The 14,224-nt window shown below is 63.4% G+C and carries 14 protein-coding genes; 7 read left to right on the top strand and 7 right to left on the bottom strand.

What is annotated here, in order from left to right; all coding sequences use genetic code 11:
• Nucleotides 1-85: 85 nt before the first annotated feature.
• Both B0G71_RS28445 and B0G71_RS28450 read right to left on the bottom strand, forming a co-directional pair.
• Nucleotides 86-736 carry a 3-oxoacid CoA-transferase subunit B gene (locus B0G71_RS28445; protein ID WP_116145957.1) on the bottom strand — a complete coding sequence of 217 codons (651 nt, stop codon included), beginning with the start codon at nucleotides 734-736 and terminating at the stop codon, nucleotides 86-88.
• 13 nt (nucleotides 737-749) lie between these two features.
• Nucleotides 750-1,457, bottom strand: a complete 708-nt coding sequence (locus B0G71_RS28450; RefSeq protein ID WP_116145959.1) for a 3-oxoacid CoA-transferase subunit A — start codon at nucleotides 1,455-1,457, stop codon at nucleotides 750-752.
• Between the two features lie 382 nt (nucleotides 1,458-1,839).
• Here B0G71_RS28450 and B0G71_RS28455 point away from each other — a divergent pair, with 382 nt between their 5' ends.
• Together B0G71_RS28455 and folE are read left to right on the top strand one after the other, a co-directional pair.
• Nucleotides 1,840-2,769 (top strand): LysR family transcriptional regulator, encoded by a 930-nt coding sequence (locus B0G71_RS28455; protein WP_106276866.1) that lies wholly within the window; start codon nucleotides 1,840-1,842, stop codon nucleotides 2,767-2,769.
• A gap of 123 nt (nucleotides 2,770-2,892) precedes the next feature.
• Nucleotides 2,893-3,531 carry a GTP cyclohydrolase I FolE gene (gene folE, locus B0G71_RS28460; RefSeq protein WP_116123172.1) on the top strand — a complete coding sequence of 213 codons (639 nt, stop codon included), beginning with the start codon at nucleotides 2,893-2,895 and terminating at the stop codon, nucleotides 3,529-3,531.
• A gap of 33 nt (nucleotides 3,532-3,564) precedes the next feature.
• On the opposite strand, the gene B0G71_RS28465 is transcribed toward folE, so the two are convergent.
• Nucleotides 3,565-4,479 carry a DMT family transporter gene (locus tag B0G71_RS28465; protein WP_116145961.1) on the bottom strand — a complete coding sequence of 305 codons (915 nt, stop codon included), beginning with the start codon at nucleotides 4,477-4,479 and terminating at the stop codon, nucleotides 3,565-3,567.
• Between the two features lie 294 nt (nucleotides 4,480-4,773).
• Between B0G71_RS28465 and B0G71_RS28470 the strand changes: the two genes are divergently transcribed.
• The gene (locus B0G71_RS28470; RefSeq protein WP_116145962.1) at nucleotides 4,774-5,814 is read left to right on the top strand and encodes a VTT domain-containing protein; all 1,041 of its coding nucleotides are present in this window, start codon (nucleotides 4,774-4,776) and stop codon (nucleotides 5,812-5,814) included.
• A gap of 42 nt (nucleotides 5,815-5,856) precedes the next feature.
• Here the strand turns inward: B0G71_RS28470 and B0G71_RS28475 are convergent, their stop codons facing one another.
• On the bottom strand, nucleotides 5,857-6,738 hold the full coding sequence (locus B0G71_RS28475) for a CHAD domain-containing protein (RefSeq protein ID WP_116145964.1): 882 nt from the start codon (nucleotides 6,736-6,738) through the stop codon (nucleotides 5,857-5,859).
• A gap of 229 nt (nucleotides 6,739-6,967) precedes the next feature.
• On the opposite strand from B0G71_RS28475, the gene B0G71_RS28480 reads away from it, so the two are divergent.
• Entirely contained in the window at nucleotides 6,968-7,597 is a 630-nt protein-coding gene (locus B0G71_RS28480) for a short chain dehydrogenase (RefSeq protein ID WP_258875785.1), read from the top strand.
• Between the two features lie 207 nt (nucleotides 7,598-7,804).
• Entirely contained in the window at nucleotides 7,805-9,391 is a 1,587-nt protein-coding gene (locus B0G71_RS28485) for an inorganic phosphate transporter (RefSeq protein ID WP_116145967.1), read from the top strand.
• 109 nt (nucleotides 9,392-9,500) lie between these two features.
• On the opposite strand, the gene ppk2 is transcribed toward B0G71_RS28485, so the two are convergent.
• Both ppk2 and B0G71_RS28495 read right to left on the bottom strand, forming a co-directional pair.
• Entirely contained in the window at nucleotides 9,501-10,427 is a 927-nt protein-coding gene (ppk2, locus tag B0G71_RS28490) for a polyphosphate kinase 2 (protein WP_116145969.1), read from the bottom strand.
• Nucleotides 10,428-10,583: 156 nt separating this feature from the next.
• Complete coding sequence (locus B0G71_RS28495; protein ID WP_106276851.1) at nucleotides 10,584-10,982, bottom strand: VOC family protein; 399 nt, start codon at nucleotides 10,980-10,982, stop codon at nucleotides 10,584-10,586.
• Here B0G71_RS28495 and B0G71_RS28500 point away from each other — a divergent pair.
• Nucleotides 10,981-11,250, top strand: a complete 270-nt coding sequence (locus tag B0G71_RS28500) for a hypothetical protein (RefSeq protein ID WP_147308715.1) — start codon at nucleotides 10,981-10,983, stop codon at nucleotides 11,248-11,250. The genes B0G71_RS28495 and B0G71_RS28500 overlap by 2 nt on opposite strands.
• Before the next feature lie 51 nt (nucleotides 11,251-11,301).
• Nucleotides 11,302-12,339, top strand: a complete 1,038-nt coding sequence (locus tag B0G71_RS28505; protein ID WP_116145972.1) for a S1C family serine protease — start codon at nucleotides 11,302-11,304, stop codon at nucleotides 12,337-12,339.
• 133 nt (nucleotides 12,340-12,472) lie between these two features.
• Here the strand turns inward: B0G71_RS28505 and ggt are convergent, their stop codons facing one another.
• Nucleotides 12,473-14,206, bottom strand: coding sequence for a gamma-glutamyltransferase (ggt, locus tag B0G71_RS28510; protein ID WP_116145974.1), 1,734 nt, complete (start codon nucleotides 14,204-14,206; stop codon nucleotides 12,473-12,475).
• Nucleotides 14,207-14,224 lie beyond the last annotated feature (18 nt).

Raw genomic sequence — 14,224 nt, forward strand, 5'->3', positions numbered from 1 at the left:
CGATGATCGAGGGTGTCGGAAGTGAAGTTCGCGCCGCGGCGATGTCGGCTTCTGGGCCAGCGTCGCGCGGCGCGTTGCGGGCCCGTTAAGCCGCTTGCGTGCCGTCGATCAGCGGCACACCGGTCAGCTTGTGCAATGCGTCGAAATCGATGTCCGAGAAAATCTCGCGCACCACGAGGCCCTTGTCGGTCACATCGATCATCGCCAGATCCGTATAGATACGGTTGACGCAACCCACGCCCGTCACCGGGTATGAGCATTCAGCGGCGATCTTGCTCTCGCCCTGCTTGGTCAGGTGCTCCATCATCACATACACCTGCTTTGCGCCGATCGCCAGATCCATCGCGCCGCCGACTGCCGGAATCGCATCGGGCGCGCCAGTGTGCCAGTTTGCCAGATCGCCCTTGGCCGACACCTGGAAGGCGCCGAGCACGCAGAAATCCAGATGGCCGCCGCGCATCATCGCGAACGAATCCGCGTGGTGGAAGTATGCGCCGCCCTTGAGCAGCGTGACGTGCTGCTTCCCGGCGTTGATCAGTTCGTCGTCTTCCTCGCCTTTGGCGGGCGCCGGGCCCATGCCGAGCAGGCCGTTTTCGCTGTGCAGGAAGATTTCCTTGTCGGCGGCGAGGTGGTTGGCCACCAGCGTCGGCACGCCGATGCCGAGGTTCACGTAGGCGCCTTCGGGGATATCCAGCGCAACGCGCTTGGCCATTTCATCGCGGGTCAGTTTTTTCATGTCGGTCTCCGAATCAGGCGGCAGCGTCGTGAGGATTGGGCATCGGGGCGTGGGCCGCTTGCGGCACTTCGATCACGCGCTGCACGAAAATGCCTGGCGTCACGATGTTTTCCGGATCGAGATCGCCGAGCGGCACGACTTGCGACACCTGCACGATCGCGGTTTTCGCCGCACTGACCATGATCGGTCCAAAGTTCCGAGCCGTCTTTCGATACGTGAGATTGCCCCAGCGATCGGCCTTGTACGCCTTGATCAGCGCGAAGTCCGCATGCAGCGGCGCCTCCAGCACGTAATGCCGGCCGTCGATCAGACGGGTTTCCTTGCCTTCGGCGAGCTTGGTGCCATAGCCGGTCGGCGTGAAAAAGCCGCCAATGCCCGCACCCGCCGCACGAATGCGCTCCGCCAGATTGCCCTGCGGCACCAGTTCGAGTTCGAGTTCGCCGGCGCGATACAACGCGTCGAACACATACGAATCGCTTTGGCGCGGGAACGAGCAGATGATCTTGCGCACGCGTTTGGCTTTGAGCAGCGCGGCGAGGCCGATATCGCCGTTACCGGCATTGTTGTTGACGATGGTGAGTTCGCGCGCGCCCTGTTCGATCAGCGCGTCGATCAGCTCCGACGGCATGCCGGCCGTGCCGAAGCCGCCGATCATGACGGTTGCGCCGTCGTTGACATCGGCGACCGCCGACTGAAGTGACTCGAAAATCTTGTTGATCATGTCGAATTTCCTTTGAAGGCGCTGCGTGCCGTCAGACTTGCTGCCATGCGGGCAGGGCGTGAGCGGGACGGTCTCCGGCCAATGCTGGCGGCGGCTCGCCAAGTGCGATGCGAAGCTGGCGCCGTTGGTTTGCTCGCTTCAAATTTGTTCGTTGTATGAACATGGATTCGTTTAGCGAACGCTGAGGCGATTATGGTAGTCCATCGTGCAGGTTGTCAAGGCAGGGAATTCCCCTTAATCATAGGTTCTCGCTGCGTGACATGGCGGTTTGTTGTTGGCGTCGGCCGGTCGGGGCGAAGAGTCGCACTATCCAAGCACGAGATTATTGAGCTAACCTCTATCCACTTATCAAATACGCTTTCCGCGCTGCAGGTCGTCGAGCATGTCTGAAACAAACCTGGATCTGAACCTGATCCCCTACCTCGTCGCGATGGAAGACACGCGCAATGTCAGCCGCGCGGCCGAGCAGCTCGGCGTCAGCCAGCCACGCGTGAGCACCGCGCTTGGCAAGTTGCGGGAGTACTTCGACGATCCGCTGTTCGTGCGCACGTCCAAAGGCATGGAGCCGACGCCGCGCGCGCTCGCCATCCTGCCCGCCGCGCGCGACGCGCTTTCGCGCATCGAGAAAGGCATGCTCGACGTGCAGGAATTCGACCCGGCCACCAGCACCCATACGTTCTCCATCGCGCTCTCCGACGTCGGCGAGATCGTGTTTCTGCCGCGGCTGCTGCAACTGTTCGCTGAACGCGCGCCGTTTGCGAACCTGCGCTCGGTGACGGTCTCGCCGTCGCAGGTGGAACGCGGGCTCGAATCGGGCGACGTCGATCTGGCGATCGGCTATTTCCCCGACCTCGCAGGCAATAATTTCTTCCAGCAGCGTCTTTTCACCCATCGCTTCATCTGCCTGATGCGCGCGCAACATCCACTGGCGAAGGCGCCGCTCACGCTGGCGCAGTACGTGGCGTCAGGTCATGCGGTGGTGCGCGCGGAAGGACGCAGCCAGGAAGTGCTCGAGCAGTATCTGGAGAAGAAGCGCATCAAGCGCCGCGCCGTGCTCGAAACGCCTCACTTCATGAGCCTGCCGTTCATCCTCGCGCGCACCGATCTGCTCGCCACCGTGCCGCATGCGATCGGCTTCGCGTACGTGTCGGAGCATGCGTCGATCACGCTGGTGGAGCCGCCGTTGCCGCTGCCGCATTTCGATCTGCGCCAGCATTGGCATCGCAAGTTTCATAACGATCCGCGTGGCAGCTGGCTGCGCAGCGTGGTGGCCGAACTGTTCAACGACGCGCTGGACGAATGGCCCAAATGAGCGGCGCCCTGACAGCACACAGGGACATCGGCACGACACGTTGCAAAACATGGAACAATGACCGCACTCATTGAACCCGCGCGCTCCGTACAGAGCCGACGCGCGATCCCGTAGGAGCGACGGATGACCAGTAGCAAGGCGAAGAAAACCAAACCGATAACCGCAACCGAGCGCCCGAGCCGCGAGGAAGCTGAAGCAGCGGTTCGCGTGCTGTTGCGTTGGGCCGGCGACGACCCGGCGCGTGAAGGCCTGATCGACACGCCGGCGCGCGTGGTGCGGTCCTATGAGGAGTTTTACGCGGGCTATCAGGTCGACCCGCGCGAAATCCTCGCCCGCACCTTCTCCGAAGTGGACGGCTACGACGAAATGATCGTGCTGAAAGACATCCGCTTCGAAAGTTACTGCGAACATCACATGGTGCCGATCATCGGACGCGCGCACGTGGCGTATCTGCCGGGGCATCGCGTGGTCGGCATCTCCAAGCTGGCGCGGCTGGTGGATGCGTTCGCCAAACGCTTGCAGATTCAGGAAAAGATGACCGTGCAGATCGCCGACACCTTGAACGAAGTGCTGCAGCCGGCAGGCGTCGGCGTGATTCTCGAAGCCGCACATCAATGCATGTCGACGCGCGGCGTGCATAAGGCCGGCGTGACAATGGTCACCTCACGCATGCTCGGCACGTTCCGCACGGATCCGTCGACACGTCGCGAGTTTCTGTCGATCGTCGGCAATCCGGGCGTGATGGCGGTCGCCAATACCTAGACCCAGGTTGCGCGCAAGCGGGGCACGCCTGCCTCATGCCACGCTCCGCCTCACGCGCAGCTGGCCGAAAGTGGCCAGCAACACCGCGCCCAGCACGCACGCGACACCGGCCAGTTGCGCCGCACTGACGGACTCGCCCAACACCATCGCAGCCAACGCCACCGCGCTCACCGGCACGAGCGCGGTCATCAAGCCCGCTTCGGCGCCGCTCAACCGGGCGGCGCCCGCATACCAGAGCACGAAGCCCAGCACGGTCGGCACCAGCGCGTAATACAGCACGCCGCCGAGTGCGCTCGCATCGACCGGCAAGGCCCACGGCTTTTCGAAGCAGGCCGGCACGATCGCCACCGCGAAACCGATGCCGCACATCAGCGCCGACAGCGGCAACGGCGCCACCACCGTGCGCAGCTTGCGATTGAGCAGAATGAACAACGCCTCGCAGACGATCGCGAGAAACACCAGCGCGTTGCCCGCCAGCGAACTCGCCATACGCGGCGCGGTGAATTCGCCGGGATGCACGGTGTGCAAGGTGCACCCGAGCACGCCCGCAGTTGCCAGCAGGATCGCGCCGATCAACGCGGGCGCGGGGCGCTCGCCGAGCGCGAGCATGGCGACGCCGGCCGACACGGCGGGCAAGGTGCCGGCAATCACGCCGGCATCGGCAGCCGAGGCGAGTTTCATCCCGCTGATCAGCAACACCGTATAGCCGACGCTCCCCGCGCCCGCCTGGGCGATCACGAGCAACGTATCGCGCCGGTCCAGACGCGGCCAGCGCACGCCTCGCCAGCGCATCGCCAGCACGAACAGCGGAAAGGCAATCGCGAAGCGCAACGCGGTCGCGCTGAATGGCGGCAGTCCGGCCGCGATGGATTTGCTGACCACCACCGTGCTGCCGACGCCGACCATCGCCAGCGCGCAAAACAGATATCCGGCATACCGCGAGTTCATAGTGCTGTCCTGTTGGTTGGATCGAGCACGCAGAGTAAAGGCACGACAAGCGGCGGTCTTGAACGAAATTGCAAAACAGGGCAAGTCAAAAAGCGAGTCAATGAACCAGGTCAACCCGCTCACGATGACGCCGTCAATGCTGGCCCGGCGGCAAATCCATCGAGTATCCTGAGCGAACGGAGCGCCGCTCACGTGGCAGCCGCCGGCAGGCCGCTCGGGTACACGCTTTGCAACCACCTGAAGAAAACCCCGGAAGCACGCCGGCTCAACCGCAAAAAAACAGGAGCTCCTCAATTGGTAGCATTTCCGTCTTCGGCGGTGTCGACCTGGGGCGGCGCGGTCGTGTTCCTCAACGTTCTGTTGACGCGCCTCGGCGTGCCGATCCCCGCGGTGCCCATGCTGCTGTTCGCGGGATCCGCGATTGCCGCCGGCACGCTGTCGTTCTGGCCGGTCCTCGGCGCCGCCGTGCTCGGCGCGCTGATCGGCGACGGCGCATGGTTCACGGCTGGCCGCCTGTATGGCCGCAAGCTGATTGCGGCTCTAGGCCGGCTCTCGCCCGCCGTCGATTCAAGAGTGGACAAGGCGCGCGCGCTGTTCGAGCGCTTCGGTGTGCCGCTCGTGTCGATCTCGAAGTTCGTCCCCGGACTCGCGCTCGTCACCCCGCCGCTGATGGGTACGACCGCCGTCGACGTCCGCATCTATGCGGTCTGGGATTTCGCCGGCGCCCTCGCGTGGGCAGCCTTCTGGCTGCTAGGCGGCGCCGCGGCGGAACGGCAACTGCATATGCTGCTCGAATTCGTCAAAGCACGTGGCGGCACAGTCATCGACATTTTGCTGGCCACCGCACTGCTCTATCTGGTCTTCCGTCTGCAGCAACGACGGCGCGAACGCCGCCGCTTCAGGGACGCCGCAGCGGCACAAGCGGCCGCCGACGGCTGGCGCCGGCTCGCGCCACCGCCCAAGGTGCTCGATGCCCGTCCGCAGGCGCCCTCGCTCGAAGCGCCTTGCCGCATTCCCGGCGCACTCGCGCTCGATCCGCATTCGCGGGAGCAGATCGACGGGGCGCTGCGGGCGCACGACATGGTGATCTACTGCATTTGCCCGGACAGCGCGACGGCGTTCGAAATCACGCAACGCATGCGTGATAACGGCTACACGCGGATTCGCGCGCTACGGGGCGGCCTCGATGCCTGGCAGCGGCGCGGCTTTCCGGTCGAACCGCTTGCCTTAGTCGAGGAGCCGGACACCACCGGCCGCGCGCCGGCATCGCGCGGCGAAGCGCTCGGGGCGATCACGTTGCGCGGTTTCGCGCCGCGCAGCACGCAAGGCGTCTGAGCCGGCACGATCACGTGCGACCTTCTCGCCGCCGTCGCCGCTTTACAACTTGCGCAGCAGTCCGGCCGCCGAACGCATCCGGCGCTTGCGCTCCTTGCCGAGCCAGTGAAGCGCCGCTTCAGGATCGCCGACGCCGGCGAGCAAGGTCGCATTGTCGCGCAGCAACATCTCACTTGCGACCACATCGTTCAGCGTACCGAAACGTTTCTGGATCTGCTTCAAACGTTTGAGGGTGCGTTTGCGGCCACCACTCAGGACGGGTTCGAAAAACTCGAGCAGATAGCGCAGTTTCTTGCCTGCCTTCCTCACATTGTGGAAGGCAATGTAATTGGAGCGCTTCGCACGTCGCGCGCGTTTTAACCGCTTCTTCAACGAGCGCTCTGAAGCGGCCACGCGTTGGTCCGCGAATTTTTGCAGCGGCATACGTTCATGTGCGGTATTCAGTTCTTTGGACGCACTGGACAAGGCTTCGCGCAGCAGATGCTTGACGTCGGCGTTCGAGAGCGTCTCGCGGCTCGTCGTCAACGCGGCACCGCGAGCGTCCTTGAGTTTGGGCGCTATTTCGCTCGCGCCGCTGCGTGCGCCGTTATCGTCGCGCGTCAGCAATTCGATCAGAATGTCCCAGTCGCGCGTTTTGCCGGCGGCCGTGGCGAGGTACTTATACAGCGCCCGTTGCCGGGTGTTCTCGCCTTTCTCCAGCAAGGGCTCGAAGGCCCACCACAAAGAGCGCAAGCGCCGCAGCGACACACGCAATTTGTGCAGCGCTTCCGGTGACGGGTCTTCGCGCACCGCGTTGGCGTATTCAATCGCGTGATCGACGAGAGGCGCCGCATACGACGCGAAGGCCTCTTGAGCGGAGCGCGCTTTAATCGCGGGGTCGCTGTCGACGGATTGCTTCTCGCCTTTCGGATTATCGCGCTTCATCAAAGCCCCTTTGAGAACACCCTATCAACACAGTAGCAAAAAAAGCGCCCAACTAAAATTGACGTCACGATTGTGGCGCTTCGACGGGCCGCACGCATGATCCAACGCAAGCCTCGCTCGCCTCGCAGCGAGCATGGTCTTTTTCTGTGTTCGGCGACATCGCGACCACGGAGCGAGTATCTTTAACTGACGCGAGGCCGTTCGGCCGCGCACTGGCGCCGCAATCCAGATCGGCGCAAACACGAACAGCTTTCAGGAGGTTGGTATGCGAATACTGGTTGTCGGTGCAACAGGTCTGATCGGCGGCGAGGTGGTCAAGCTGCTCGCCGCCGAACACGACATCGTCACCGCGAGCCGCAAGGGTTCCGATCTTCACGTGGACCTGTCGAACAAGGCCAGCATTGAATCGATGTACCAGCAAGCCGGCAAGCTCGACGCGGTTGTCTGCACGGCGGGCGCAGCGAAGTTCGCCCCGCTCGCCTCGCTCTCCGACGAAGATTTCTCGTTCAGTCTTGCCAACAAGTTGATGGGCCAGGTCAATCTGGTGCGCTGCGGCGCGGCACACGTGTCGCAAGGCGCGTGCTTCACGCTGACGAGCGGTACGCTCGCGCAGCAGCCGATGGAAGGCAGCGCGGCCGTCAGCGTCGTGAATGCCGGCGTGGAAGCGTTCGCACGTTCGGCGGCGCTCGAACTGCGCGGCAAAGCCCGCGTGAACGTGGTCAGCCCGGGTTGGGTCGCCGAGACACTCGAGTCGATGGGCCGCGATCCGTCGCAAGGTGTGCCAGTCGCCTTGGTGGCGCAGGCCTACAAACGCAGCCTCGGTGGCGGCGCGAGCGGCGAAGTGATCTCCGCCTCATGACGGGTCGTACGGGCCAGGCCTTTTCGGACATCTGAGCATCCGCATCCGACAACCTGTAACCGTACTCTGAAGGCGACGCACCGCCAGTGGCCGCGCCCCTGCTCGCGCGCCACGGCGGCGCACTGCCGCGTCAAGCCACTGTCATCATTACGACACACACGCCCCGCAGGATCGGAAACTCCCGACAAACTCCCTGGGGCTCACGTCATGCCGGAACTTTCGTATCCACAGCCAGGCACTGCTGCCGGAAAGGGGCGCAACATCAGCCTCGTCATTTTCCTCGCAGTGATTCTGGTGGGCGCGGTGTATTGCGCTGTGCACTTACTGGACGATCTGCAACCCGTTCGCGAAAGCTCGGTTCTGCCTTATCTGCTACTCGGCATTGCACTGTTGATCGCGCTGGGTTTTGAGTTCGTCAACGGCTTTCACGACACGGCCAACGCGGTCGCGACCGTGATCTACACGCATTCGCTTGCGCCGAACTTCGCCGTGGTGTGGTCCGGCAGCTGGAATTTTCTCGGCGTGTTGACGTCGAGCGGCGCGGTGGCTTTCGGCGTGCTGCAACTGCTGCCCGTCGAACTGATCCTGCAGGTCGGCAGCAGCGCCGGGTTCGCGATGGTGTTCGCCTTGCTGATCGCCGCGATCATCTGGAATCTCGGCACGTGGTGGTTCGGACTGCCGTCGTCGAGCTCGCACACGCTGATCGGCTCGATCATCGGCGTCGGCCTGATGAACCAGTTGATGCACGGCACCGACGGCACGAGCGGCGTGGACTGGAATCAGGCACTGGGCGTCGGCAAATCGTTGCTGCTCTCGCCACTGGTCGGTTTTCTCGCAGCCGGTTTGTTGCTGCTGATCCTGAAAGCGGTGGTGCGCGTTCCCGCGCTGTATGCCGAACCCAAGGGCAAGGAGCCGCCGCCGTTCTGGATCCGCTGCCTGCTGATCCTGACCTGCACGGGCGTATCGTTCGCGCACGGCTCGAACGACGGCCAGAAAGGCATGGGCCTCATCATGCTGATCCTGATCGGCACGGTGCCGACGGCCTATGCGCTGAACAAGGCGGTGACGCCCGCGGAAACGCAGACGTTCCTCGCCGTCGCGCACGAAACCTCGGCGACGCTCGCCAAGTACACCCAGGGCGCCACGCCCTCGGCCAATCCGCGCGCCGATGTCGAAGCGTACGTGCGCACGCACCAGTTGACGCCCGCCACCCTGCCGGCCTTGCAGCAGCTGACCGACCTCATTGCCGGCCAGGTCAGCAAGTCGGGCTCGATGGCGGCGGTGCCGCAAGGCATCGTCGATAACGTGCGCAACAACATGTACGTGGCCTCTGAAGCGATTCGCCTGATGGCCAAAAACAAGCAGCCGGCATTCTCGCCGGAGGACGCCAAAACGATCGGCAACTTCAAGACGCAAACCGACCACGCCACCAAATTCATTCCCACGTGGGTGAAGGTCGCGGTGGCGATCGCGCTGGGTCTCGGCACGATGGTGGGATGGAAGCGCATCGTCGTGACGGTTGGCGAAAAGATCGGCAAGCAGCATCTGACCTATGGACAGGGTGCGTCGGCTGAACTGGTGGCGATGCTCACGATCGGCGCGGCCGACATGTACGGCCTGCCGGTCTCGACGACGCACGTGCTGTCCTCGGGCGTGGCGGGCACGATGGCGGCCAATGGTTCCGGCCTGCAATGGGGCACGGTGCGCAGCCTGGTCCTTGCCTGGGTGCTGACGTTGCCGGTTTCGATCGCGCTGGCAGCCGGCTTGTACTGGGTGTTCCGGGCGGTGTTTTGAGTTCACGCGGCGGCCGGTTCCTCAACCGGCCGCCGCTTCTGAAAAAGGCATAAAAAAGCGCGGCTCGTTCCGCGCTTTTTCATTTCACCTCACCGTACTTTCTCGCCGATCAGTACACCTCGGGCACAATCATCGAAGCCGGCACCGGCTGACGGCTGTACTCGTCGTGATAGACGCGAGCGGGCAATTCGATCTGCGAATGCTCGATCTCGTGATACGGCACCTGGCTCAGCAAGTGACTAATGCAGTTCAGACGCGCGCGCTTCTTGTCGACCGCCTGCACGACCCACCACGGCGCTTCGGGAATGTGCGAACGCTGCAGCATCACTTCCTTGGCCTGCGTATAGGCTTCCCAGCGGCGACGGCTTTCGAGGTCCATGGGACTCAGTTTCCACTGCTTCAGCGGGTCGTGAATGCGGTTCTGGAAGCGGATTTCCTGCTCTTCGTCGGTAATCGAAAACCAGTACTTGAGAATCTGCACGCCGCTGCGCGCCAGCATCTTTTCGAATTCCGGCACCGACCGGAAAAACTCTTCGTATTCTTCGTCGCTGCAAAAATTCATTACGCGTTCGACGCCCGCGCGGTTGTACCAGCTGCGATCGAACAGCACCATTTCGCCGCCGGCCGGCAGATGCGACACGTAGCGCTGGAAATACCATTGCGTGCGTTCGCGGTTATTCGGCGCCGGCAGCGCCGCCACGCGGCACACCCGCGGATTGAGCCGTTGCGTGATGCGTTTGATCGCACCACCCTTGCCGGCGGCATCGCGCCCCTCGAAAATCACCACGAGGCGGTGGCCGGTCTGCACGATCCAGTCCTGAAGCTTGACGAGTTCGCCCTGCAAGCGGAACAGCTCGCGGAAGTACATCTTGCGCGCCTCGCGATGCTCGGCCGTGAAGCCCTCCGCGCCGTCGATGATGCGGTCGTCGACCTCCATCTCGAGTTCTTCGTCGTAGGCGTCGATCAGGTCTTCTTCGAAACGGCGCTGCCGCTCGGCCATCAATTCGGCTTCAGGTCTCGGATCCTGCTCTTTCATTGCGGCTCTCCTGGCAACGGAAATGGTTAGGCGCGCGGCGGCAAACGCGACGCGGACGCGCTCGATTATCGAAGCGTCAGGTGTCAACCGTGTTACCACAGCGGCTGCGTGCCTTGTCAACTCCCATGATAGCGAGTTTCGCCCGGCCGCCCGGCGCTAGCGCAACGGTTTCGCGAAGCTGAGTTCGTGGCCGTCCGGATCGGTGATGTGGAAATAGCGCTCGCCCCACGGCGCGTCGGACGGTTCGAGCGACGGCTTCAGCCCGGCCGCCAGCGCTTTGCGATAGAGCGCGTCGACGTCGGAGACGTAGATGATCACGCGGCCCCACCAGGCGACCGGCGCGCGCGTATCGACGATCAGGTTCAGATACGAACCGCCGAACGCAAACGATGTAAAAGCCTCCTGCGGACCACCGAATTTCATCGGAAACCCGAGTGCTTCATAAAACAGCACGGCGCGCGGCATATCGCGGGTGGCGAGCGTGATGGCGCTGATCGATTCGATTTGCGGTTCCGTGGGCCGGCTCGACGAGGCTGATGTGGCGGCTGAGTTCATGGCGGCTCTCTCCTTGGCATGCCAGACGTGTCACCTGCCCAGCACGGTGCATGCTGTGGCTGTGGCTGTGGCTGTGGCTGTGGCTGTGGCTGTGGCTGTGGCTGTGGCTGTGGCTGTGGCTGTGGCTGTGGCTGTGGCTGTGGCTGTGGCTGTGGCTGTGGCTGTGGCTGTGGCTGCGGCTGCGGCTGTGGCTGTGGCTGTGGCGCTCACTGGCTTCGCAAAGTGTCTCACAGGGCGCGCCGCCGCGGCGCGCCTCGCGGCCACTTGAAAACCTTCGCGGCGCCCCGCATCTGCCATTCCGTTTATCCGGAGCATCGCTATGGGAAGCCGCCCACGCTTCGTCGATGACCTGTCGCGCGCCGCATCCGACGCCCCCGGGCCCGAGACACTCAATCCTTTTTCCGACGACGCCCTGCTCGACGCCTATTCCCGCACCGTGATCGGCGCGCTGGAACGCGTCCAGCAAGCCGTCGCCTTCATTGCCGTCGAACGGCGCCTGCCCGGCGAGCCGTCCAGCCGCGGTTCGCGCGGCGGCACCGGCTCGGGTTTTCTGTTCACGCCCGACGGCTACCTGCTCACCAATAGTCATGTGGTGCACGGCGCCACCCACATCACCGTGACGCTCGCCGACGGCGCGAAATTCGACGCCGATCTGGTCGGCGACGACCCCGGCAGCGATCTGGCCGTCTTGCGGATCGGCTCGCCCGAGCCGCTGCCGCATGTCGAACTCGGCGAGTCGTCGAAGCTGCGCGCCGGGCAGATTGCGATTGCGGTCGGCAATCCGCTCGGCCTCGCGCAAACGGTCACAACCGGTGTCGTGTCGGCGCTCGGCCGCTCGCTACGTTCGAATTCGGGGCGCATGATCTACGACGTGATCCAGACCGACGCCGCGCTCAATCCCGGCAATTCGGGCGGTCCGCTGATCAATTCGGCGGGCCAGGTGATCGGCGTGAATACCGCGATCATTCCCGGCGCGCAAGCCATCTGCTTTGCCACCGCGATCGACACCGCCAAGTGGGTCATCATGCAGATTTTCGCGCATGGCCGCGTGCGGCGCGCCTATATCGGCGTGGCGGGCACCACCAGGCCGCTGTCGCGCCGCGTGCAGCGCTATTTCGGCTTGAGCTCGGAAAGCGGCGTACATGTCATGGAGATCGTCAAAGGCAGCCCAGCCGCGCTTGGCGGCCTGCGCACCGACGATACGATCATCGCGATCGATACGCAGGCCGTGCAGGATGTGGACAGTTTGCAGCGCACGCTCGACGCATCGCGCATTGACAAACCTGTCAATGTGACGGTATTGCGCGGCGCGCAGCGACTCGAATTGACGTTGACGCCGGTCGAGCAGGTTAGCTGAGGCAAAAGCGGCGTGCATGTTCCGGGAGCACAAAAAAGCCTCGCATTCGAACGAACGCGAGGCTTTTTCTTTCTTCTAGAAAGCCGCGCATCTCAACTCAAGATGCACTGCCCGATGCCCCACAATAAAACGCTTACTGGATCACGCGCGTCACACCCCGGCCGCGCGGATCGGCTGCGGCTTCCGGCGTATCGCCATTGATCTTGATCGCCTGGATATCGCCGCTGAAATCCTGCCCCTTCAGCGTGTAGCCCTTGGCTTCGATCTGTTTGGCGAGTTCGCCGTCGATCGGCTTATACGGCTCCCAGAAGATCGTGTTCGGCGGCAACAACTGATGATGGAAACGCATCGCGGCGACGGCCTGCTGCAGCGGCATGTTGTAGTCGTAGACGTTATTGATCACCTGGAAGATCGATGTGAAGATGCGCGAGCCACCCGGCGTGCCGATCACGAGCGATACTTTGCCATCCTTCGTGAGGATCGTCGGGCTCATCGAGGAGAGCGGCCGCTTCTTCGGTTCGATCGCGTTCGCGTCGCTGCCCACCACGCCGAACATGTTCGCGACGCCCGGCTTCGCGGAGAAGTCGTCCATCTCGTCGTTCAGCACGATGCCCGTGCGGTCCGCCACCACACCCGAACCGAAATAGCCGTTGATGGTGTACGTATTCGACACGGCGTTACCCCATTTGTCGATCACCGAGAAGTGCGTGGTTTCCGCTTTCTCCGGCATCGACGTGCCAAGGCCGGCCTGAACGCTCTTCGTGTCCGACGGCGCGTTCGGATTCACTTCGCCGGCGCGCCTGGCGATATACGCGTCGTCGGTCAATTGCGCGACCGGCACCTTGTAGAAGTCAGGATCGCCGAGGTATTGCGCGCGGTCGGCGAACACGCGCTTTTCGATTTCCGCGATCAGGTGCACGTATTGAGCGGAATTGGGCGTGACGTCCTTGAAGTCGGGCGCAAGGTCGGCCTTCATTTTCAGCAACTGCACGAGACCGATACCGCCCGAGCTCGGAGGCGGCGCCGTGTAGACGCGATAGCCGTTCCAGTCGGCCTGGATCGGCTCGCGCCACACTGCTTTGTATTGCTGCAGATCCGCCTTGGTGATCAGACCGTGACCGCGCATGGACGCCGCGATCAGATCGGCCGTCTTGCCCTGGTAGAAGTCTTTGGCGCCCTGATCTGAAATGCGCTGCAATACAGCGGCCAGATCCGGCTGCTTGAAGTTGACGCCCTGCTTCAGATTGCCGAAGTAGGTATCGAAATTGGTCTTGCCGGCGAACTCTTTCGCGGCATCGTCGCGGCGTTCCTGCAATTGCTGGCTGACCTCGAAACCATCGCGCGCGTAGTGGATGGCCGGCGCGAGCACCTGCTTCCACTTGAGCTTGCCGAAGCGGCGCTGCGCCTGCCACATGCCGTCCACGGTGCCCGGCACGCCGACCGCGCGGTAGCCGTACAGGCTCATGCCTTTGATGACTTCGCCCTTGTCGTCGAGATACATGTTCCGGGTAGCGGCCAGCGGCGCACGCTCGCGATAGTCGAGGAAGTAGGGCTTGCCGTCGACATAGAGCGTCATGAAACCGCCGCCGCCGATGTTGCCCGCTTCCGGATACGTCACGGCAAGCGTGAAGGCAATGGCTACGGCTGCGTCGACGGCGTTGCCGCCTTCCTTGAAGATCTGCTCGGCGGCGTCGGCGCTGAACTTGTCCGCGACCGCGATGGCGGAGGCAGTGAGGACAGCCGGTTGGGCTTTCGCGGGCGGCTTGGCGATTGCCGGCGTGGCTTCGAGAAAGCCGGTGGAAACTGAGACGAGTGCGACCAGCGCGAATCCGCTGGCCGACGATTTAACGTTGCGGAACAACTTCATTGCATATCCCCCAAGACG

Origin of the sequence: Paraburkholderia sp. BL27I4N3, assembly GCF_003386115.1 — a bacterium.
In the GTDB taxonomy this organism is placed as follows: domain Bacteria; phylum Pseudomonadota; class Gammaproteobacteria; order Burkholderiales; family Burkholderiaceae; genus Paraburkholderia.